The organism is Microbacterium sp. Ru50, from assembly GCF_002920555.1.
Taxonomy (GTDB): Bacteria; Actinomycetota; Actinomycetes; order Actinomycetales; family Microbacteriaceae; genus Microbacterium; species Microbacterium arborescens.
Genome location: NZ_PQSV01000002.1, coordinates 299,274 through 319,704 on the forward strand (window position 1 = coordinate 299,274; position 20,431 = coordinate 319,704).

Annotated in this window: 23 protein-coding genes; 9 read left to right on the forward strand and 14 right to left on the reverse strand. The window is 70.2% G+C overall.

Annotated features, from left to right (window positions below; all coding sequences use genetic code 11):
- Window positions 1-2 precede the first annotated feature (2 nt).
- From C3481_RS11485 to C3481_RS11510, 6 genes are read right to left on the reverse strand one after another with little or no spacing between them, the layout of a single operon-like run.
- Window positions 3-977, reverse strand: coding sequence for an NAD(P)-dependent oxidoreductase (locus C3481_RS11485; protein ID WP_103842544.1), 975 nt, complete (start codon window positions 975-977; stop codon window positions 3-5).
- On the reverse strand, window positions 974-3,640 hold the full coding sequence (locus tag C3481_RS11490; RefSeq protein WP_258039112.1) for an alpha/beta fold hydrolase: 2,667 nt from the start codon (window positions 3,638-3,640) through the stop codon (window positions 974-976). Before C3481_RS11490 ends, C3481_RS11485 begins: the two co-directional genes overlap by 4 nt.
- Before the next feature lie 5 nt (window positions 3,641-3,645).
- The gene (locus tag C3481_RS11495; RefSeq protein WP_103842395.1) at window positions 3,646-4,740 is read right to left on the reverse strand and encodes a 3-oxoacyl-ACP synthase III; all 1,095 of its coding nucleotides are present in this window, start codon (window positions 4,738-4,740) and stop codon (window positions 3,646-3,648) included.
- Window positions 4,741-4,792: 52 nt separating this feature from the next.
- On the reverse strand, window positions 4,793-5,218 hold the full coding sequence (locus C3481_RS11500; protein ID WP_103842397.1) for an ImmA/IrrE family metallo-endopeptidase: 426 nt from the start codon (window positions 5,216-5,218) through the stop codon (window positions 4,793-4,795).
- Window positions 5,208-5,573: a helix-turn-helix domain-containing protein gene (locus C3481_RS11505; RefSeq protein ID WP_071917910.1), complete on the reverse strand. Its 366-nt coding sequence runs from the start codon at window positions 5,571-5,573 to the stop codon at window positions 5,208-5,210. The genes C3481_RS11500 and C3481_RS11505 overlap by 11 nt, the downstream gene beginning before the upstream one ends.
- 54 nt (window positions 5,574-5,627) lie before the next feature.
- Complete coding sequence (locus tag C3481_RS11510) at window positions 5,628-5,993, reverse strand: helix-turn-helix domain-containing protein (RefSeq protein ID WP_162815266.1); 366 nt, start codon at window positions 5,991-5,993, stop codon at window positions 5,628-5,630.
- A gap of 83 nt (window positions 5,994-6,076) precedes the next feature.
- On the opposite strand from C3481_RS11510, the gene C3481_RS11515 reads away from it, so the two are divergent.
- On the forward strand, window positions 6,077-6,319 hold the full coding sequence (locus C3481_RS11515) for a helix-turn-helix transcriptional regulator (RefSeq protein WP_071917912.1): 243 nt from the start codon (window positions 6,077-6,079) through the stop codon (window positions 6,317-6,319).
- 5 nt (window positions 6,320-6,324) lie between these two features.
- Here the strand turns inward: C3481_RS11515 and C3481_RS11520 are convergent, their stop codons facing one another.
- Window positions 6,325-6,861 carry a nitroreductase family protein gene (locus tag C3481_RS11520; RefSeq protein WP_103842399.1) on the reverse strand — a complete coding sequence of 179 codons (537 nt, stop codon included), beginning with the start codon at window positions 6,859-6,861 and terminating at the stop codon, window positions 6,325-6,327.
- Window positions 6,858-7,265: a peptide-methionine (R)-S-oxide reductase MsrB gene (gene msrB, locus C3481_RS11525; RefSeq protein ID WP_023954808.1), complete on the reverse strand. Its 408-nt coding sequence runs from the start codon at window positions 7,263-7,265 to the stop codon at window positions 6,858-6,860. The genes C3481_RS11520 and msrB overlap by 4 nt, the downstream gene beginning before the upstream one ends.
- Before the next feature lie 66 nt (window positions 7,266-7,331).
- Between msrB and C3481_RS11530 the strand changes: the two genes are divergently transcribed.
- From C3481_RS11530 to groL, 5 genes are all read left to right on the forward strand, one after another.
- A complete protein-coding gene (locus tag C3481_RS11530; RefSeq protein ID WP_103842401.1) occupies window positions 7,332-8,327 on the forward strand; it encodes a DUF2332 family protein in 996 nt (331 codons plus the stop codon).
- 9 nt (window positions 8,328-8,336) lie between these two features.
- Window positions 8,337-8,579: a DUF3263 domain-containing protein gene (locus tag C3481_RS11535; RefSeq protein WP_023954805.1), complete on the forward strand. Its 243-nt coding sequence runs from the start codon at window positions 8,337-8,339 to the stop codon at window positions 8,577-8,579.
- Between the two features lie 29 nt (window positions 8,580-8,608).
- Entirely contained in the window at window positions 8,609-9,193 is a 585-nt protein-coding gene (locus C3481_RS11540) for a LytR C-terminal domain-containing protein (protein WP_103842403.1), read from the forward strand.
- 121 nt (window positions 9,194-9,314) lie between these two features.
- Window positions 9,315-9,518: a cold-shock protein gene (locus C3481_RS11545; protein WP_023954799.1), complete on the forward strand. Its 204-nt coding sequence runs from the start codon at window positions 9,315-9,317 to the stop codon at window positions 9,516-9,518.
- Window positions 9,519-9,692: 174 nt separating this feature from the next.
- Window positions 9,693-11,312 (forward strand): chaperonin GroEL, encoded by a 1,620-nt coding sequence (groL, locus tag C3481_RS11550; protein ID WP_064954993.1) that lies wholly within the window; start codon window positions 9,693-9,695, stop codon window positions 11,310-11,312.
- A 58-nt stretch (window positions 11,313-11,370) separates the two neighbouring features.
- Here the strand turns inward: groL and C3481_RS11555 are convergent, their stop codons facing one another.
- From C3481_RS11555 to C3481_RS11565, 3 genes are all read right to left on the reverse strand, one after another.
- Entirely contained in the window at window positions 11,371-11,658 is a 288-nt protein-coding gene (locus C3481_RS11555) for a WXG100 family type VII secretion target (RefSeq protein ID WP_023954795.1), read from the reverse strand.
- 134 nt (window positions 11,659-11,792) lie between these two features.
- Window positions 11,793-13,481: a cell wall metabolism sensor histidine kinase WalK gene (locus C3481_RS11560; protein WP_023954793.1), complete on the reverse strand. Its 1,689-nt coding sequence runs from the start codon at window positions 13,479-13,481 to the stop codon at window positions 11,793-11,795.
- A gap of 112 nt (window positions 13,482-13,593) precedes the next feature.
- Window positions 13,594-14,286, reverse strand: a complete 693-nt coding sequence (locus C3481_RS11565) for a response regulator transcription factor (protein WP_023954791.1) — start codon at window positions 14,284-14,286, stop codon at window positions 13,594-13,596.
- Window positions 14,287-14,374: 88 nt separating this feature from the next.
- Between C3481_RS11565 and C3481_RS11570 the strand changes: the two genes are divergently transcribed.
- Entirely contained in the window at window positions 14,375-15,379 is a 1,005-nt protein-coding gene (locus C3481_RS11570; protein ID WP_103842404.1) for a CPBP family intramembrane glutamic endopeptidase, read from the forward strand.
- Between the two features lie 24 nt (window positions 15,380-15,403).
- On the opposite strand, the gene C3481_RS11575 is transcribed toward C3481_RS11570, so the two are convergent.
- From C3481_RS11575 to C3481_RS11585, 3 genes are read right to left on the reverse strand one after another with little or no spacing between them, the layout of a single operon-like run.
- Window positions 15,404-17,047, reverse strand: a complete 1,644-nt coding sequence (locus tag C3481_RS11575) for a DNA repair helicase XPB (RefSeq protein ID WP_088380128.1) — start codon at window positions 17,045-17,047, stop codon at window positions 15,404-15,406.
- A 60-nt stretch (window positions 17,048-17,107) separates the two neighbouring features.
- Window positions 17,108-18,835, reverse strand: coding sequence for a helicase-associated domain-containing protein (locus tag C3481_RS11580; RefSeq protein WP_103842406.1), 1,728 nt, complete (start codon window positions 18,833-18,835; stop codon window positions 17,108-17,110).
- 1 nt (window position 18,836) lies between these two features.
- Window positions 18,837-19,112, reverse strand: coding sequence for a hypothetical protein (locus C3481_RS11585; protein ID WP_023954783.1), 276 nt, complete (start codon window positions 19,110-19,112; stop codon window positions 18,837-18,839).
- A gap of 112 nt (window positions 19,113-19,224) precedes the next feature.
- Here C3481_RS11585 and C3481_RS11590 point away from each other — a divergent pair, with 112 nt between their 5' ends.
- Both C3481_RS11590 and C3481_RS11595 read left to right on the forward strand, forming a co-directional pair.
- On the forward strand, window positions 19,225-19,608 hold the full coding sequence (locus C3481_RS11590) for a cold-shock protein (RefSeq protein ID WP_023954781.1): 384 nt from the start codon (window positions 19,225-19,227) through the stop codon (window positions 19,606-19,608).
- The gene (locus C3481_RS11595; protein ID WP_103842408.1) at window positions 19,592-20,356 is read left to right on the forward strand and encodes a DUF3027 domain-containing protein; all 765 of its coding nucleotides are present in this window, start codon (window positions 19,592-19,594) and stop codon (window positions 20,354-20,356) included. Before C3481_RS11590 ends, C3481_RS11595 begins: the two co-directional genes overlap by 17 nt.
- Window positions 20,357-20,431 lie beyond the last annotated feature (75 nt).

A 20,431-nucleotide genomic window follows, 5' to 3' on the forward strand; every position in this document is an offset into this window, starting at 1 on the left:
TCTCAGCGGTGTGCGGCGTAGTGCTCCGCGAGTCGTGAGAGTCCTTCATCGATCGAGACGGTCGGCGCCCACCGCAAGTCGCGCCGGATCTCCGTCTGATCGAACCAGTGCGCGGTCGACAGCTGCTCGGCGAGGAATCGCGTCATCGGCGGCTCGTCGGCGCCGGGACGCACGTCCCAGACCTTCTCCACGGCGGCTCCTGCCGCACGGGCGACGGCAGCCGGCAGGCGCAGCTTCGGCTCGGGGGCTCCCGCTGCGCGGCAGATGCCCGCCATCAGGTCGCCCACGGATCGCGGTTCGCCGTTGGTGAGCACGTAAGCGCGACCGCCGACGGCGTCCGCTCGCTCCAGCGCGGCCACGATGCCCGACGCGGCGTTGTCGACGTATGTGGTGTCGATGAGGGCCGTGCCCCCGTTCAGGAGCGGCAGCGTGCGCCGTCGAGCGCGAGCCACGATGCGCTCGATGAGCTGCGGGTCGCCCGGGCCCCACACCAGATGCGGCCTCACGGCGACGACGCGCATCGCCTCGGAGTCGCGTCCGAGTGCGATCAGCTCGGCCTCGGCCTTCGTTCGCGCGTACTCGCCGCGCGCGCGAACGGGGTCGGCGGGATCGGCCCCGGCGCCCGCGAGAGCGGAGCCGGCGTGAGCGACGGAGGGGGAGGAGACCTGCACGAAGCGCGACACTCCCGCCGCTGCGGCGGCATCGAGGAGGGTCGTCGTACCCCCGACGTTGACGTCGTGGAACTCGCGTCTGTCACCGGCGAGCGACACTTTCGCGGCGAGGTGGACGACGGCATCCGCGCCCGCCACGGCATCCGCCACGGTGGTCGCATCGGTGACCGATCCCCGGATGTCGTGCGCTCCGGTGACGCCGGACGGGCGGCGCTGTAAGGTGCGCACCTCGTGCCCGGCGGAGAGCAGGTCCGCGACGACAGCGCGACCGAGAAAACCGGATGCCCCGGTGGCCAGGACGATCACGGTGCGCTCGGCTTCTCGCCGGCGAGCGCGCGCTCGGCCCACGCCGCCAGGCGCGACCGGTCGATCTTGGAGTTGTGCCGGATGTCGGTGGGCAGGGCCGGCACGACGAGCACGGCAGCGATCGCGGAGTCGGATGCCGCACGGATGCGCTCGGCCAGTGCCGACGGGGCGAGGCCGGGCCGGCGCGCCCCGGGCGTCGTCTCGACGACGGCGACGCACACCTGGCGGCCCCGGGGCCCGACACCCACGACGGCCGCGCGGCGGACGCCCTCGACCCTCTCGATCTGCTGTTCGGGACCGACCGGGGTCACGGGCCCGTCGCTCGTGACGACGACATGGGGGAGCCGCCCCTCGACCCAGAGCCGACCCTCGGCGTCGAAGTGACCGACGTCTCCGGTGCGATGCCAGCGGCCGGGGTGGGAGCCCGTACCTCGCACCGCCTCGCGATCGGTCGCCCACAGGCGGTGGTAGCCGCGCTTGAGGTGGGGCGCCGAGATCACGATCTCGCCCGTGACATGCGGTGTGTCTGAGAGGTCGCCGGTTGCATGGCCATCGGCGTCGAGGCCGGAGATGCGGACCGTGCCCGTGCCGATCGGCGTGCCCACGCAGACGCCGGCGTCGGGCGCCGACTGCGTTCGCTCGAGCTCGTCGAGGGTGACGTCGGTGACGAGCAGGCACTCGGTCATGCCGTACGGCGTGTGAGCTTCGGCCTCGGGCATGAGCTCGTGCGCCTGGCGCAGAAGGCCGATGCTCACGGGCGCGCCGGTCGAAAGGAACGTGCGCACCTGCGCGAGCGCTGCGCGATCGTCGGTTGTGAGCGCATCGGCCGTCGCACAGACATTCGCTACGGCCGCGGGAGAGAGGAACACGATGCGCGCACGGGAGGCGCGGACCGCTTCGGCGACCGCGGTCGCCGTGAGCGTGCGCGGCGCTGAGACATCCATGCGCGGCGTCGCCGATCGCGTGCCGAGCGCAGGACCCAGCAGGGCGAAGGGGGCGAAGCCCGTCACCAGCCCGACATCGGGGGTGACGTCGAAGTGCGATCCGAGGGTGTCGCGGAGCGCGGCGAGCTGCGCGTGGGTGTACACGACACCCTTGGCGGGGCCGGTGGAGCCGGAGGTGAAGAGGATCGCCGCTTCGTCGTCGGCAGACGGCGGCGCCGGCACCGCGCCGCGAGAACCCGAGGTGGCGATCTCGGCGAGCGACGCCTCGACGCCGAGCGCACGGGCTGCCGGGGCGGGCAGATTCGGAGCCGAGATGCGCCGGCCCGGCCACCCGAGTGCGCGTGCGGCCGCGAGGCCGGCCTGCTCGCCGATGACGAAGGCGGGCTCGGTGCCGCGGACGGCGCGAGAGAGCCCGCGGATTCCCAGCCCCCGGTCGGCGACCACCACGACGGCGCCGATGCGCAGGCACGCGTAGAGCACGGCGGTCAGCGTCGGACCGGGCTGCACGAGCAGCGAGACCCGGTCACCGCGTCGGATTCCGAACGCCGCGAACCCCGCGGCGAGGTGATCCACACGCTGCGCGAGCTCGCGCCAGCTGACGTCCAGCGGCTCCCCGCCGACGCGTCGGGTGAGATCGACCACGGCGGTGTCGTCGTCATCGCTGCGGTCGAAGAGTCGCTGCCAGATCGGGACGAACGCGCGAGCGTCGTCGTCCGCATCCTTCTCGTCGGCGGGGATGCGGCGCTCACCCGCGTCACGGGCGTCAGTCGCGTCACCGGAGGACAGGCCGTTGTCGTCGAGCCAGTCGAGCACGACGTCCGCGTACGGGCGCTCCTCCGCGAGCATGTGTCCGGCACCTTCGAAGCGGTGCACGTCGGCGTGCGGAAGGCGGCGCGCGAGGTCGTCGAGATGGTGCTCGCCGAACACCGGGTCGCGCGGCCCGCGCAGCAGCAGGGCGGGCACCGTCAGGTCGACGAGGCCGCCTGCGAGCTCGTCGAGGGCGGGAGTGCTCGGATGCTCGGGCGTGGCGGGGATGTCGGCGACGAATGCGCCGATGCCGCGCCGCAGTCCGCTCGACGCGTACGGCGCCCGGTAAGCGGCACGCACCTCGGGAGCGAGCGGAGGATCGGCCAGCGCGAGGGTCGTGTCGAGGAACGCGGTCGTCTTGACCGTCGTAGTGGCCAGCAGCGATCGGGCTCCCGCGACGCGCAGGGCCGAGGGCAGCGGCATCCCAGCGGGGTGATGCACCGCGGTGTTGAGAACGGCGACGGCGTCGACGCGGTCGCGATGGCGCACGGCCCATCCCAGCGAGATCGGGCCTCCCCAGTCGTGGCCGAGGGTGACGAGCGTGCCGGTGATGCCGAGTTCATCGATCAGCGCACCGAGGTCGTCGATGCGCTGCGGCAGGCCCCGCGTCAGTGTCGTGCGCTCGGAGTAGCCCATCTCGAGCTGATCGACGGCGACGATGCGCCACGCCGGTCCGCCGGCACGTGCGCGCTGCAGAGACGCCGCGACGAGGGTGCGCCACAGATACGACCAGGTCGGGTTGCCGTGCACCGCGACGATCGTCCCGACCGGGGTGATGCCCTCTCGCTCGAGCAGCGGAGCGGTGTCGAGCAGGTGCCAGCGTCGCTGCGATCCGGCGTCGGCGCCGACACCGGCCACGACGCGGGTCGTCGAGACGCCGCCCTCGATTCCGGGGAGCTCCCGCGGCACCACCGGGGTCACCAGGCGAGCTCCAGCATGCTGGTGTTCAGCCCGGAGCCGACACCCATGAGCAGCACGCGATCGCCGCGCTGCAGCGTCGCCTTCTCCGCATCCAGGGTGATGGGGATGGACGCCGGTCCCACGTTGCCCAGTTGGGGATACGTGACCGGAACGCGGCGGCGATCGAGGCCGACGGCCTTGACGATCGCGTTGGTGTGCACCGATGAGACCTGGTGCGTGATGTAACGGTCGATGCCGGACCACGAGAAGGTCGATTGCGCTTCTTTCCAGGCGTCGACGACGAGCGCCAGACCGCCCTTGAGGAGAGCCTTCGCATCGGTGAACATTCCGTCGACGCTCCCGACGCACAGCTCGTGGAACTGCGTGGCCGCGCGGGTCACGCCGCCGACGATGCGATGTCCGCCGGGGTTCTCGCTCGCACGCCCCAGCACGGCGGCGGCGGCGCCCGAGCCGAGGGTGAGCGAGGCGAACTCGCTCATGAACCCGTCGCGGTCGAGGCCGCCGCGATTGAGTCGCTCGACCGTGTTGACCTGGATCTCATCGGCGTCCTCGCCGTTGACGATGATCGCGTAGTCGATCTGGCCCGATTGGATCATTCCCGACGCGAGGCTCATGCCGTTGATGAAGCCGAGACAAGCGTTGGCGACGTCGAAGTTGATGGCCGAGGTGGGCAGCCCGAGCCCGTGATGAAGTCGCACCGCGACGGAGGGCTCGAGATGCTTCCGCGACACCGAGGTGTTGATGAGCAGGCCGATCTGGTCGGGACGCACGCCCGCCTCGTCGAGCGCCCGGCGCCCCGCCTGGATCGTCGCGTCGTCGGAGGACTCGCCCGCAGCCCAGTTGCGTCGCTCGTTCACGCCCGCGACCCGGCGCAGAAGGCCCGGCTTGAGTTTGAGCTGCCGCAGCACGTCCGACAATCGGTCCTCGATCGCGTCGGAAGAGGTGACGCGGGAGGGGAGGACACTCGCGACCGAAAGGAGGGCGACGTCGTCGTAACGAGTGGTGGCGTTTCCGTGCAATGCGACTCCCGCGGTGTCTCCGGTGGCCAGCGGCTTCTGCCTCCGACCCGCGCTCGAGGCGCATCCGGGCATCCGTCGATTTTACGTCTCGACGCATGCGGTCGGCTGCATGCGGAACGCTGTGCTACCGGGAAGCGCTCGTCGGGATGCCCGGCATGCGAAGGGCGCGCGGATGTCGGAGCGTGCGTTGGAAGGCTCGGATCAGGTCGACGGTGACGTCGAGCTCGAGGGCCATCGCATCCACGTGACCGTCGTGGATGCTCTCGGCGCGCGCGTAGTCGTCGACCGACACCAGCGTCCGTGCCGCCCATTCGTCGGCCCGCGTCTCTTGCCGTTCGGCGTGGTGCGGGTCGCGAAGCGGCACGTCGCCGTAGACGGCGTGGGCGCACTCGTGTGCCAGGACCGACCGGTGGAGGCGACGGGCCATTCCCGGCCGGAGCCGGACGATCCGAAGCCCGTGCTCGTACTCGCCGCGGTCGGGAGGCAGATCGACGATGGTCACGCGTACGCCGAGAAGATCGAGTGTGTCGAGAAGCTCGTCATCCGTCACCGTCGTCCCCTCCGCGGTCGTCGTGTGGCGCTTTGGCCACCGCCCGCTCAGTATCGCGTGAGGGTCCGACATCGATGCGGGGGACGGAAGCCGCGTCGAGGGCCCGGCCAGGCTGCTGTCCCGGCACGTCGACGACCTGGGTGATGGGGACGCCGACCGCGCGGCACACCGCGTCGAGTTGGTCGAGCGTGAAGACCTTCTTCGCGGCGAGCACCCGCGACAGCTGCGAGGACGACATGCCGGCTCGCGCGGCGATGTCCGACTGACGCAGTCCGCGGCGGGCGATCTCAATGGAGAGCAGGTGCGCGACATGACGACTGAGCGGGCCGGGTTCCGGGGTCTTTCCTGAGGGCACGTGCCAAGTCTGGCGGAGTCGTCGCCATCGTGTCCGCCCGTCCGGAGCGGCGTGTCATCCGCGACCGTCGTCCCCGCCGAGGTCGTCCTGCGGCGCTTTGGCCACCGCGCGCTCGGTGCGGCGCGCCGGTCCGACATCGATGGGTGCGATGCGGTCGGTTCGGTGGGCGTGCCGCGCCTGCTCGCCGGGCATCACGACGACCTGCGCGATGGGGATGCCGACGGCGCGGCACACCGCGTCGAGTTGGTCGAGCGTGAAGACCTTCTTCACGGCGAGGACGCGCGACAGCTGCGAGGCCGACATGCCCGCCTGTGCGGCGACGTCTGTCTGCCGCAGTCCGCGGCGGGCGATCTCGGCGGCGAGCAGATTCGCGACATGGTGGCTGAGCGGGCCGGGTTCCGGCGTTCTTCCTGTGGGCACGTGCCAAGTTTGGCGGAACCATTGCCATGTGGCAAGCGTGTCAATAGTGTTGCCATATGGCAGACGGCTTGCTAAGCGCTCGAGTGGCCCGGTCCATCCGCGCGGTCCTCGCGGATGAGCGGTTGACGCAGGAATGGCTGGCTGAGGCGAGCGGCATCCCGATGCGAACGCTCGCACGCCGCCTGCATGTCCGGCGCCCGTCGGCCATGTCGATCGAGGAGCTGGCACGGATCTCGGCGGCCCTCGATGTCGACATGTCCGACCTGCTCGATGACAGTCGCCTGAGAACACGGCGGGTGCGGTCAGGCGGGCCGCCGCCCACCTGACGCGTTCAGGGCATCGGGCTGAGGAAGTCCTCGGCGTCGATCGTCTTGCGTCGGCCCGAGTCCCGGTCTGCGGGCTTGCCGCCCACATAGAGCCACCCGAGCAGTTCCTCGCGCTTACCGAGCTTGTGCGCCTTCGCGACGGCTTTGGAGCGCGTCGCGCCCCCGGTGCGCCAGAACACGCCCCAGCCCGCCTCGTCGAGCAGCAGGCTCAGCATGTGCGCGACGCCGGACGCCACGGCCTCCTGCTCCCACCGCGGGACCTTGCTCTTCTTGCGGTAGCTGGCGACGACCGCGATGAGCAGCGGTGCGCGCATCGGCTTCGTCGAGACACCGCGCTTGCCCTCGGCCTTGTTCAGCGCGCGGCCCAGCCGCGTGCGCCCGTCGCCTCTGATCTCGATGAGCCGCCACGGGCGCAGCGAGGAGTGGTCGGCGACACGCCCCGCGGCCGAGACCAGCCGCGCGAGCTCCTCGTGCGAGGGTGCCTCGTCGGTGACCTTCGACCACGACCGGCGTGCGCCGGCGGCCTCGAAGGCTCCGGTCACTTCTCCTGCTCGGGGGTGAACGACAGCGACAGCGAGTTCATGCAGTAGCGGTCGCCGGTGGGCGTGCCGAAACCATCGGGGAACACGTGGCCCAGGTGCGAACCGCAGTTCGCGCAGCGCACCTCCGTGCGCACCATCCCGTGCGAACGGTCCTCGATGAGCTCGACCGCCTCGGGACGCACCGACTCGTAGAAGCTCGGCCACCCGCAGTGCGAGTCGAACTTCGTGCCGCTCTGGAACAGCTCGGCGCCGCAGGCGGCGCAGGTGTACAGGCCCGCGCGGCTCTCGTCGAGCAGCTCGCCGGTCCACGCGCGTTCGGTGCCGGCCTGCCGCAGCACCGCGTACTGCTCGGGGGTGAGCTCCTCGCGCCACTGCTCGTCGGTCTTGTTCACGGAATAGGTCATGTCTGCTCCTTCGCCTCGTCCTATTCAACTCGACGTTGGGGGTCGATGTTCCCGGAGAATGTCCTCATGTCCGACGAGTTCGCCGCCGTGATCGAGCGTTACCGGCGTTTCGCCGCAGACGAGGCTCCGGGCCGCTCCGAGCTGTACGCCGACTGGGCGTGGCGCGTCGTCGAGGATCCGGCCCTGCAGGAGGTGCTCTCGCGCCTTCCCGCGAACCGCCGCCAGCCGCCGCTCGTGTTCGCGGTGTGCCGGCTGCTCGGGTCGGGCGACGTCGATGCCCCAACATGGGCCGCTTGGGTGCTGGCGCATGCCGAGGCTGTGGTCTCGGAGAGCCTCGCGCGCTCGGTGCAGACGAACGAGCCCCTGCGCTGCGCGGCACTCCTCCCGACGCTCTCGCGGGTGACCGGCCCGATCGCGCTGCTGGAGGTCGGGGCGAGCGCGGGGCTGTGCCTGTATCCCGACCGCTACTCGTATCGATATGTCGGCGTAGACGGAGGCGAGGTGCGGCTGGATCCGGTGACCGGCGTCTCGGACGTCGAGCTCGTCAGCGCGGTTGCGGGGGAGCGGATGCCGCAGGTGCGGCATCCCGACATCGTCTGGCGTGCCGGCATCGACCTCGCCCCGCTCGACGTGCGCGACCCTCGCGACGTCGACTGGCTGGCTCGGCTGGTCTGGCCCGGCGAGAACGGACGGGCCGATCGGATCCGCGCGGCCGCGGCGGTCGCGGCATCCGACCCGCCCCTCCTGTTCGCCGGAGACGCTCTCGACCTTCTGCCGGAGGCCGCGGCTCTCGCGCCGGCGGGGGCGACGCTGGTGATCACCACTCCCGGCGTCCTCGTCCACATTCCGCGTGAGCGTCGTTCGCGGGTGATCGAGCGCGCCCGCGATCTCGGGCGATGGCTGACGATCGACGACCCGGCGACCCACGACGCGTGGTCGGGTGAGCCGAGCGACTGGCGGGGTGGCTTCGCCGTGGCGCTCGATGGCGAGATCGACGCGGCAGCCGACCCGCTCGGGCGGTGGTGGGAGTGGCGTCCCGGATCCGAGCGACCGCGGTCGTAACGTGGAGGAGTGGCACTCTCCGATCGCGACCGCTCGATCCTCGACTTCGAGGCGCGTTGGGGTGCCCACAGCGGCGCGAAAGAAGAGGCCGTGCGCGCCGAGCTCTCGTTGAGCCCGGCGCGGTACTACCAGCTGCTGGGGCGCATCATCGACTCGCCTGATGCGGTTTCGCACGACCCCATGCTGGTGCACCGGCTGCGGCGCATGCGCGCGGCTGCGGAGCGTTCGCGCGCCGAACGCGCGGCCATGTGACGCGGAGCTTGGCCAGATAGCATTCCTCCGTGCCGACAACGACATACCCGAAAGACCGTTTCGACGAGCTCCCTGCCGACACCACCCGAGTCGGCGCCCACCGGGCGGAGAACCCCCGGCTCCGTGCCGGCGTCGTTCTGGCCTGGGCCGCGGGCGCGGTTCTCGTCCTGGTCGCGGTGGGCATCGTCGGCACGATGATCGTCACCGGGCGGATCGCGCTCTTCCCGGCGGAACCGACCGCCACGGCTGTGGTCCAAGCCCCCGTGGAAGCCGATCCGGTGGTCGACACGTCCTATCCGGTGCTGATCCTCAACGCCACCTCCGAGCGCGGCCTGGCGACCGCCCTCCGCGACACCGTCGTCGGCGCCGGGTGGAACTCGGATGTCGTCGACGCGGGTGACGCCAGCACTCATGACTTCGCGACGACCACGATCTTCTACGTCAATGCGGAGGACGAGGGCGCTGCGCGAGGTCTCGCCCAGGTCATCGGGGGTGCGGACGTGGAGATGAGCGAGGCCTACGCGGGCCCCGACGCGGCCGACGGCAACCCCAGCAAGCAGCTGACCGTGGTGGTCGGCGAGGACCGGGCGGGCGGCTCTTCCGAGGGTGAATGAGGGGGCGTGTTTCACGCTCGTGAAATTCTCGATGCGGCCGTGTCAACAGTGACCGGAAGCGCCGGGTCAGGCGGAGCGCCCTGCATACGATGACGCTGTCGCACAGCATCAGGAGATTCGCATGACACAGGGCACCGTCAAGTGGTTCAACGCCGAGAAGGGCTTCGGCTTCATCACCGTGAACGAGGGGCAGGACGTCTTCGTCCACTACTCCAACATCGAGATGAGCGGCTTCCGCGTGCTCGAGGAAGGGCAGGCGGTCGAGTTCACCGTGGGGACGGGGCAGAAGGGTCCGCAAGCGGAATCGGTGCGCGTCGTCGCCTGAATCGCACCACTCGCACAGAGCGCGCCGCCATCGCGGCGCGCTCTGTCGTTTCCCGGTCCGGTCGCCGACGGGGCGGCTTGCACTCCCCATGGGCGAGTGCCAGAATGGCTTTAGCACTCACGTTCATCGAGTGCTAAAGACTGTTCTCCACCGTCCGGGAGGGACGACACACACATGGCAAAGATCATCGCTTTCGACGAGGAGGCCCGCCGTGGCCTCGAGCGCGGCCTGAACACGCTGGCCGACGCCGTCAAGGTGACGCTCGGCCCGCGCGGTCGCAACGTCGTGCTCGAAAAGAAGTGGGGCGCCCCCACCATCACGAACGATGGCGTCTCGATCGCCAAGGAGATCGAGCTCGACGACCCGTACGAGAAGATCGGTGCGGAGCTCGTCAAGGAGGTCGCCAAGAAGACCGACGACGTCGCCGGTGACGGAACGACCACCGCGACGGTCCTCGCTCAGGCGCTCGTTCGCGAAGGCCTGCGCAACGTCGCAGCCGGCGCGGACCCCATCTCGCTCAAGAAGGGCATCGAGAAGGCCGTCAAGGCCATCACCGACCAGCTCCTCGCCGACGCGAAGGAGGTCGAGTCGAAGGAGCAGATCGCTGCCACCGCTTCGATCTCGGCCGCTGACGCCTCGATCGGCGAGCTGATCGCCGAGGCGATCGACAAGGTCGGCAAGGAAGGCGTCGTCACCGTCGAGGAGTCGAACACCTTCGGCACCGAGCTCGAGCTCACCGAGGGCATGCGCTTCGACAAGGGCTACATCAACCCTTACTTCGTCACGGACCCGGAGCGCCAGGAGGCTGTCTTCGAAGACCCGTACATCCTCATCGCGAACCAGAAGATCTCGAACATCAAGGACCTTCTGCCCATCGTCGACAAGGTGATCCAGGAGGGCAAGGAACTCCTCATCATCGCGGAGGACGTCGAGGGCGAGGCTCTCGCGACGCTGGTGCTCAACAAGATCCGCGGCATCTTCAAGTCGGCTGCCGTCAAGGCCCCCGGCTTCGGCGACCGCCGCAAGGCTCAGCTGCAGGACATCGCGATCCTCACCGGCGGCCAGGTCATCACCGAAGAGGTCGGCCTCAAGCTCGAGAACGCCACCGTCGACCTGCTCGGCCGTGCGCGCAAGGTCATCATCACCAAGGACGAGACCACGATCGTCGAGGGCGCCGGTGACTCGGCTCAGCTCGAGGGTCGCGTGACCCAGATCCGCCGCGAGATCGACAACACCGACAGCGACTACGACCGCGAGAAGCTCCAGGAGCGCCTCGCGAAGCTCGCCGGTGGCGTCGCCGTCATCAAGGCCGGAGCTGCGACCGAGGTCGAGCTCAAGGAGCGCAAGCACCGCATCGAGGACGCTGTCCGCAACGCCAAGGCAGCTGTGGAAGAGGGTGTCGTCGCCGGTGGTGGTGTCGCGCTCATCCAGGCCGGCAAGAACGCGTTCAACGGTCTCGAGCTCTCGGGCGACGAGGCGACCGGCGCGAACATCGTCAAGGTCGCGATCGAGGCTCCGCTGAAGCAGATCGCTCTGAACGCCGGCCTCGAGCCGGGCGTCGTCGCCAACAAGGTCGCCGAGCTCGAGATCGGTCACGGCCTCAACGCCGCGACCGGCGAGTACGGCAACCTCTTCGAGCAGGGCATCATCGACCCCGCCAAGGTGACGCGCTCGGCGCTGCAGAACGCCGCGTCGATCGCCGGCCTGTTCCTCACGACCGAGGCGGTCGTGGCGGACAAGCCGGAGAAGAACCCGGCTCCCGCGGGCGACCCCACGGGTGGCATGGACTTCTGATCCATCGCAGACAGAACGGCCCCTCCTTCGGGAGGGGCCGTTCTGCGTTTCGGGCGGGTCAGCGAAAGAGGCCGGCGGCCGCAGCCTCGGCGTGCAGATACTGCTGGCCCGCGGCATCCAACGCCGATCCGATGTCGCCGAGCGCCGCTTCGACTTCGCGCTGGGCGGCGCGCCAGCGCTCGACGACCGCCTGGAACGCGAGTGCGGCGCTTCCGGTCCACGACCCCTGCAGCTGTGTCAGCTGCGCCATCATGGCGCCGGTGTCGCTCTCGATGCGCCCCGAGGTGGCTCGGATGGCGGCGGTGGCACTCGCCACGGCGTCGCTGTCGATGGAGAAGATGGCCATGTCGCTCCTTGCGTCGTGCGGTGGGATGCCGACACGCTAGGGCCCCTCCCACCGCCTGCGGTCGCAGGCCGGGCGGACGGGGGAGAGAGCGACGCTGGGCGCTGCCGGGGGAGGAGCCGCGCCCCTCATCCCGCTCAGCGCTCGTCGCGCAGACGCGGCAGCGGCTGGGTCTCGATCCAGAGGTGCTCGGCGGCCTCGCGGCGATCGGCCAGGGGGAATGCGACGCGGAACGTCGCGCCGCCGCCGGGCGTAGCCTGGACATCGATCGAGCCGTGCAGCGCCTCGACGATCGACGCGACGATCGACAGGCCGAGGCCGGACCCGCCGGTCTCGCGCGTGCGCGACGTGTCGGCGCGCCAGAACCGCTGGAAGATCTTCTCGCGCAGCGGTTCCGGGATGCCTTCGCCGTGATCGATCACCGAGATCCATCCCATGCGGGCGTCACGGTCCAGGCCCACGGCGATCTCGATCGGAGTGCCCTCGGGGCTGTAGCGCCGGGCGTTGCCGATGAGGTTCGCTACGACCTGGCGGATGCGGTTCTCGTCGCCGAGCACGACGGGGACGAGCGGCGGCTCGGCCGGCTGCAGCAGAGGCTTCGTGTCGGCGGCCGCGGCGGACGAGGTGCTCGCCGACGCGGCATCCGCCTTCCGCGACGTCGAACCCGACTCCGATCCCGAGCGGGCGCCGCGGTCGTCCTTCGGACGTCGCCGCAGGCGGGCGAGCGTCTGGCCCGTGCGATTGCGGGCGCCGCCGGAGCGCTTGGCCGTCGCCCCGGCCCCGGTGTCCGTCGGCAGATCCACGGTCAACGTCTCATCGGAGTACTCGATCACCGACACCTGGCGCTCGGGAGCTGCGGCTCGCGTGTCGAGCGCCGCATCACGGGCGATCGGACGCAGGTCGACGGGGGTGATGACCAGGTCTCGGCGTTCGTCGAGGCGCGCGAGGGCCAGGAGGTCCTCGACGAGGCCGCTCATCCGGACGGCCTCCTTCTCGATCCGCTCCATCGACTGCGCGGTGTGCTCGGCGTCGGTGATCGCACCCATGCGGTACAGCTCCGCATATCCGCGGACCGTCACCAGCGGCGTGCGCAGCTCGTGGCTGGCGTCGCCGATGAACCGCCGCATCTGCTGGACCGTGGCGTCGCGCTGGGCCAGGGCGGTGTCGATGCGGTCGAGCATCGCGTTGATGGCGATCTTCAGCCGGCCGACCTCGGTGCCGGGAGAGATGTCGCCCATGCGCTGGCTCAGGTCGCCGGCCGCGATCGTCATCGCCGTCTCCTCGACCTGGCTGAGGCTGCGGAAGGTGAGGGTCACGAGCCAGCGGGTGCCGAGAGCACCGGCCACGAGGATGAGGGCGGCGATCACGGTGTAGATGCTGATGAAGTTCGCGACGGTCTGCGTCACCGAGGTCAGCGGCAGCGCGACGAGCTGCGTGTAGCTCTCTCGCGATCCCTCAGGCTGGAGGATGTCGACGCTCGCGTGGAAGGTCCCGTTCCCCTGGCGGGCGGGGAGCTCGAACGGCTCCGTTCCCTTGACGAGCGTTCGATCGAGAGGGAACGAGGCGGGAAGATCGGGGCGGATCGACTCGGGCCCGCCCGCCACCGACAGCAGCTCGCCCTCAGCGCTGTAGATCGCCACGACGAAGGTGGTCGGCGCCGGGGACTCCTTCGCCTCGAAGAGGGCGATTCCGTCTTCGACGGAGACATCCATCACCGTGCTCGCCAGGTCAGTCGGGGCCAACGACCGCAGGCTGCCGTCGAGAGCCGCAACCTGAGCGTTGCGGAGGAAGATCATCGTTCCCACGCCCGCCGCGATCAGCCCCATCGCCAGCAGGGTGACGATGACGCCCGTGACTTTCGTGCGCAGGCTGATGCCGCGCCACCATCGGGTGACGCCGTCGTTCGCGGAATCGCTCAGGCGTCTGCGCTCCCGCGGATCACGCCGACTTGTCGGCCTTGAGCATGTAGCCGAAGCCGCGCTTGGTCTGGATCAGCGGCTCGGAGGAGTGCGGGTCGATCTTGCGGCGGAGGTACGAGATGTAGCTCTCGACGATGCCGGCGTCGCCGTTGAAGTCGTACTCCCACACGTGATCGAGGATTTGCGCCTTGCTCAGCACGCGGTTGGGGTTGAGCATCAGGTAGCGCAGCAGCTTGAACTCCGTCGGCGACAGGTCGATCGAGACGTCCCCGACCTGCACATCGTGCGTGTCCTGGTCCATCGTCAGCTCGCCGGCGCGGATGATCGACTCCTCGTCGGCCTGCATCGTGCGGCGGAGGATGGCCTGGATGCGGGCGACGATCTCGTCGAGGCTGAAGGGCTTCGTGACGTAGTCGTCGCCGCCGGCGTTGAGTCCCTCGATCTTGTCCTCGGTCTCGTCCTTCGCGGTGAGGAAGAGGATCGGCGCGGTGTAGCCCGCGCCCCGCAGGCGCTTGGTGACGCTGAAGCCGTTCATGTCGGGCAGCATCACGTCGAGCACGATCAGGTCGGGCTCCTCCTCGAGCACCGCCGAGATCGTCTGCGCTCCGTTGCCCACGGCGCGGACCTGGTATCCGGCGAACTTCAGCCCGGTGATCAGCAGGTCACGGATGTTCGGTTCGTCGTCCACGACGAGAATGCGCGGTGCTGTCATAGGCCCATACTGGCACCGGATCCCATCGGTTTGCTGGATATCGCGCCGCAGCGGGTCGACCTGGTAAGGGTCGCGAGAGGATGGAGGCATGCCGCGTCCGATCGATTCCGACCGTCTCGCATTCCACCGGCTCGTGTTCGCACGTCGTCGCTCGGGATGGTGGACCCCGCTCGCGGTGGGCGCCCTCGGCATCGTCCTCTACCTCGTCATGGTGATCGTGGTCGCGCTCGCCGCCCTGCTCATCGCGTTGTCGAGCGATGACGCGGCACGCGCGCTCAACGACGTCCTGCGCGATGGCGGAGCGCTGGATGTCGGCGACCCGCTGTCACTGCTTCTCGGCCTCGGCGCGATCGCGCTGCTGCTGCCCGCGTACCTGCTCGCGTCGCTCATCGTCAACGGTCGTCGCCTCGGGTTCGCCTCCGCCGTCTTCGGGCGGTTGCGCTGGCGCTGGCTGCTCGTCTGCGTCGCGCTCGCCGTGGCTATGGCGGTCGTCGTCACGGTCGTCACGGCGCTGCTCCCGGCCGAGGAGGGCGCAGCCGCACTGACGCCGCCGGCGGGCGCGACCCTGTGGCTGAGCCTGCTCGTGGTCGTCCTCGTCGTTCCGGTCCAGGCCGCGGCCGAGGAGTACGTCTTCCGCGGCTACCTGATGCAGGCGATCGGGCGGTGGCTGCGGCATCCGCTGTTCGCCATCCTGCTTCCCGTTCCCCTCTTCGTCATCGGGCACCTCTACGACCCCGTCGGTCAGGCACCCGTCGCGCTCTTCGCGATCGCCGCGGGCTGGCTCACGTGGCGCACGGGCGGACTCGAGGCCGCGATCGCGGTGCACATCGTCAACAACCTGCTGGCCTTCGCGACCGGAATCGCTGCGGGAGCCGACCCGACGGCGGCGGATGTCGGCTGGGTGAGCTTCGCCACCTCGACGTTGCTGCTCGGGGGCTACTGCCTCGCCGTCGAGTACGTGCTGCGGCGCCGCCCGATCGTGCGGACCTACGCCCTTCCGCGCACACCGCTGCCGGCGCCGATCCCCATGCCGACGCCGACGGCGACCGTGCCGCTTCCGGGCGAGCCGACGCCCGAGCTCACGAAGCCCTGACGCGGCCGGCGTGCGGCGACCGGCTCAGGCCGCTTCGAGCTTCTCGGCGTCGAGGATCGTGTAGCTGTACCCCTGCTCGGCGAGGAAGCGCTGCCGGTTCTGCGCAAAGTCCTGGTCGACGGTGTCGCGAGCGATGAGCGTGTAGAAGCTCGCGGTGTGACCGTTGGACTTCGGACGAAGCAGGCGTCCGAGCCGCTGGGCCTCCTCTTGGCGGGATCCGAACGACCCCGAGACCTGGATCGCGACGGAGGCGTCGGGCAGGTCGATCGAGAAGTTCGCGACCTTCGAGACGATGAGCACGGGGATCTCTCCCGTGCGGAACGCCTCGTACAGCTCCTCGCGCTCGTCGACGGGTGTCGACCCCGTGATCTTCGGTGCCCCGAGCGCGTCGGAGAGCACGTCGATCTGATCGAGGTACTGCCCGATGACGAGGATCTGCTCGCCCGCGTGCTTCGCGACGAGGTCGCGGACGACGCCGATCTTCGCGTGCGCGGTGGCCGCCAGGCGGTACCGCTCGTCGTCGGCCGACGCGGCGTACTCGAGGCGATCGGACGCCGGGAGGTCGACGCGCACTTCGTAGCAGACCGCGGGGGAGATGAAGCCCTGGGCCTCGATCTCCTTCCAGGGGGCGTCGAAGCGCTTGGGGCCGATGAGGCTGAACACATCACCCTCGCGGCCGTCCTCACGCACGAGGGTGGCGGTGAGGCCGAGGCGGCGTCGCGCCTGCAGATCGGCGGTCAGCTTGAACACCGGCGCGGGAAGGAGGTGCACCTCGTCGTACACGACGAGACCCCAGTCGAGGGCGTCGAGGAGCGCGAGGTGGGCGTACTCGCCCTTACGCTTCGCGGTGAGGATCTGGTAGGTCGCGATCGTGACCGGCTTGACCTCTTTCGACTGACCGGAGTACTCGCCGATCTCCTCCGGCGTCAGGCTCGTGCGCTTGAGCAGCTCGTTGCGCCACTGCCGCGCGCTGACGGTGTTGGTCACGAGGATGAGCGTGGTGGTCTTCGTGTCGGCCATCGCCGCGGCCCCGACGAGCGTCTTGCCCGCGCCGCAGGGGAGCACCACCACACCCGAGCCGCCTTCGGTGAAGATGTCGACCGCCTTGCGCTGGTAGGGGCGCAGGCTCCAGCCGTCTTCGTGCAGCTCGATCTCGTGGGGTGTGCCGGGGGTGAAGCCGGCGAGATCCTCCGCCGGCCAGCCGATCTTCAGCAGCTCCTGCTTGATCTGGCCGCGGGCCCAGGCGTCGATGACGTACGTCTCGGGCGTGGGGTGCCCCAGCAGCAGGGGCTGGATCCGCTTGTTGCGGGTGACCTCGGCCAGCACGGCCGCGTCGTTCGAACGCAGCACGAGCGTGCCCTCCTCGTCGCGTTCGATGACGAGGCGTCCGTACCGGGTGACCGTCTCGCGGATGTCGGTCGACACCGACGGCGGCACCGGGAAGCGCGACCACCGATCGAGCGTCGCGAGCATGTCGTCGGCGTCGTGCCCCGCGGCGCGGGCGTTCCACAGGCCCAGCCGCGTGATGCGGTAGGTGTGGATGTGCTCCGGGGCGCGTTCGAGTTCGGCGAAGATCGCGAGCTCGTGCCGCGCGTCCTCCGCGCTCGGGTGGGCGACCTCTAGCAGCACGGTGCGGTCGCTCTGGACGATCAGGGGGCCATCAGCCATAACGAGCAATCGTACCGGTGCTGAACGGGCATCGGCCTGCGCGGCGAGCGGCGACCGAGCTCAGGTCAGACGCGCCGAGACGATGCTCGACACCGGCAGGGTGCGCTCGACATCCGATGCGCGGTCGCGGCCGCGGAGACGACCGCCTCCGAGGCCGGTCGCCTCGAGCACGAAGTCGCGCGTCGTGCCGTCCGGCAGCCGCACGCTCACCTCGATCACCGCCCGCGCCTTGACGGCCTGCTCGAGCTCGCGCCCCAGCCACGCGGCATCCGCGTCGTCGGAGGAGTGAGCGCGGCGCATACGCTCGACGAGTGGCGCATACGACGCGTCGTCGGCACCCGCCGCCGTTCCCGGTGAGGAATCGGTCAGGCGGGCGCGGTCGAGGATGCGCACCCGTCCGTCCGCGTCGACCGCGGCGACGGGATAGCGGGCGTCGCTCAGCATCCAGAAGACGGCGTCCACCGAGCTGCGGCTGATGAGCCGGTCACCGTCGCGGATGAGACCGAGCGGGCGCAACGCCTGGTCGACCGCGAGCGTGTCGAGAGCAGTCGGCTCGGATGCGGTGACCTGGGTACGGCCGGTCGCATCGGTCCCCACGCGCAGGCGCCCGTGGCGCTGCGCCGCGCGCTCGAGCTCGTACGCCAGCGGCTGCGGCAGGCCGGTCAGCGAGATCGCGGTGAGGAATTCGGCGAGGGATGCCGGATCCTCTCCGGCCGCGAGCGCCGCTCCGATCGATTCGGCGGAGAACCGGTAGGTCGATGCCTGCGCGCGCGATTCGCGTCGCGCCGCCCGGCGCAGCCGCGCATCGATCGCGGGTTCGAGGGGTCCCGGGGCGATCGCGGTGAGGTCGTTCTGGAGGAAGATGCGGTCGACCTCGCCGGGCAGGTGCGCCTGCAGGGTCTCCCGGTCGACGTCGCCGCCGTCCGCCATCGCCGTCGCCCATGCTGCCGGTCGGCCCGAGGCGTCGATGATCGCCCAGAGCCGCCACTGCGCCGCGAGGCGGCCGGCCCGAGCCGGCCACTGAGGATCGAGCGGGTAGGCGAGGTGCCATTCGGCCGGCGGCCGCCAACCGCCGTTCTCCGTGCGCAACGCGGCGGGGAGGGCGTCGCGGAGGTGTGACGCGGTCTCGACCCAACGATCGACCGATCCGCGCAGGAGCCACGCGCTCCCGTCCGTCGTGACCCGCCATTCCCGGTCCACCGCTCTCAGCAGCCCGGCGTCGAGACCGATGCCGATCACGAGGTCGACCGTCGCGGCATCCGCCACGGCTCCCGCATCGACCAGCCGGCGGCGATCGCCGGCGCCCAGAGTTCCGGCGCCGGTGCGTCCGAGGGGTGACGGCTGTGTCAGCGAGAGAACGTCGGCGAGCGACGAGAGCGCGGTGAAGGCTCGTTCGGCCAGCTGCGCGTCATCCTCCGCGGCAGCTCCCGCGGTCGCCGGATCCGGGGTCTCGGGTCGCGAGAGGTCGCGCCATGCGGCCGCCGCGCCGGCGTAGGGCAGGCCCTCGGGGGAGACGAGCCCGAGGTGCAGCAGCTCGTCGCGTGCCGTGCCCGGGGGCACCGGCTCGTCCGAGGCGACGGCCTGATCCATGGCGTCGACGAGCGGCCGAGACAGCAGCGGGGCGGCCTTCGCCACCGCCGTGGGGTCGAGCAGCGCTTCGGCGGCGTCGAAGAAGTCGGCCCACGCGGCATCGATCGAGACGCGGCGTCGACGCAGGAGTGCCGTCAGGACGTCGTCGTCGACCGTGGCGAGCCAGCTCGCGAGGGCACGGGCGTCGACAGGAGACACGTCACCGGCCCTTGTTGGCCCGGCTCCGTCGGATGAAGGTCATGATGAGCACCGTCAGCAGCAGGGCGAACGCGATCGGCGGGGCGATCCACACGATCGCGCTGACCGTCGGCCACACCCCCGAGCCGAAGTCCGCCTGCTCCATGCCGGTCGCGGTGCCGATGATGATCGCGAAGAAGCAGACGATCGCCAGGATCAGCAGTCCCAGCGACATGAACGCGAGGATGCGGTCTATACGGCGGACCGGAAGGTCGTCGCCCGTGCTGCGCGTGCTCATCCGCATCAGCGTAGCGCTTCGCGGCGGTGCCGTAGGCTGGTTGCCGGGGCTCAAACGGTCCCGGCATTCCGTTCTGCCCGCGAAACGCGGTCCGTGACAGCGAGGTACGCACATGCCCACCGGCAAGGTCAGGTTCTACGACGACGAGAAGGGGTTCGGCTTCATCTCCTCCGATGACGGCCAGGACGTCTTCCTGCACGCCACGGCACTCCCGGCGGGCACCGAGTCGCTCAAGCCCGGCACGCGCCTGGAGTTCGGCGTCGCCGATGGCAAGCGCGGCCTGCAGGCCCTGGCCGTTCGCGTGCTCGAGGCTCCCGTCAGCCTGAGCAAGCGCAACCGCAAGCCCGCGGACGACATGGCGATCATCGTCGAGGACCTCGTCAAGCTCCTCGACGGCATCGGTGCCGACCTCCGTCGCGGCCGGTACCCCAGCTCGGGTCACGGCAAGAAGATCGCCGCGGTGCTGCGCAAGGTCGCCGATGACCTCGACGCCTGACTCTCCTGACGCCTCGACGTCGCACGAGCCCGGCTCCGCCGAGCCCGTCGCCGAAGTGACCGCCGTCTCCGAGGATGCTCCGGCAACCGAGGACGCTGTGCCGACCGATCCGGTGACCGTCGACGAGCGTCTGCTCGCCGCGCACGATCTGGCCCTGGCGGCGCTCGCCGAGATCACCCCTGCCTCGACGGTCGGCGACCCGGTCGACTACGTGGTCGAGGCCGACGGTGTGGTCTCGCTGCGTTTCGCGAACCGTCTCGCCGGGTACCCCGGGTGGCTCTGGACCGTCAGTGTCGCGGTGGTCGAGGACGCCGAGCCGACGGTTCTCGAAGTCGAACTGCTCCCCGCCGCCGGTGCCCTCCTGGCCCCCGAGTGGGTGCCCTGGGCCGTGCGGCTCGCCGAGTATCAGGCTGCCCAGGCCGCTGCCGACGAGGACGACTCCGACGACGATCTCGATGATGATGACGCGGTCGACCTCGACGATGCCGACGACATCGACGATGACGATGACGATGCGGACGACGACGACTTCGCCGACGGCAGCACGGCCGTCACCCACGCGGGCGACGTCGACGGGGTCGACATCGACGCCCTCGACGCCGGGGCGGCAGACGACGAATCAGACGAGGACTCCGAGGACTCCGAGGACGACGAGGATGACGAGTCCGACGAGTCCGATGAGGATGACGAGTCCGACGACGACGAGGATGACGAGTCCGACCACGACGAATCGCCCTGGGAGCGCTGACCGCTCTCGCCCAGAACGACAGAAGGGATGCCGCGCGGTGCGGCATCCCTTCTGTCGTCTCAGCGGTGCGCCGCC